Source organism: Pseudoalteromonas sp. G5_S1_54_S4, from assembly GCF_054968565.1.
This window is the reverse complement of sequence record NZ_JBQKUL010000141.1, coordinates 1-425: the sequence shown is the minus strand read 5'-3', so window position 1 is coordinate 425 and position 425 is coordinate 1. Positions and strand designations below refer to the sequence as shown.

Below are 425 nucleotides of genomic sequence, written 5' to 3'. Positions count from 1 at the left end.
ATTTCCATTTTAGAACCGAATTTATAACACTATTATCTTTATCTTTAGTCGCATCAATATAAGACTCTATTTCTTTTATCCATTTTGTATTTGTAGACTTAAATTTCAACCTAGTTTTAATTTCGGCATAAGAAAAATTTTCTTTTCTAATAAGATTAGCAAAAGCTTCAACGATGAATGAGCTGCCATAACCATCGTTAATACCATCTAAATCTATAAGAACATCATCACCACTTTTAAGTGCTGGTAGTATAAATTTTTTTCGGAACTCCTCTCCGTTCCCCTCACCATCGGTTTCATAACGACCGAATGGTTCTAATGTATAATCTCTAACCTTTATGAGTATTTGTGACATAATTACTCCAGACATTAGTAATATAATCTCCATTCGATTATAGAGCCAAATAAGCTATAATCCATCTCTT

General features: G+C 31.1%; 1 protein-coding gene. It reads right to left on the bottom strand.

The window, feature by feature from the left end:
• Positions 1 to 355: STAS-like domain-containing protein (locus tag ACTRWE_RS19285; RefSeq protein WP_462880543.1), on the bottom strand; the 355-nt coding region annotated here is incomplete at its 3' end.
• Positions 356 to 425: the final 70 nt, after the last annotated feature.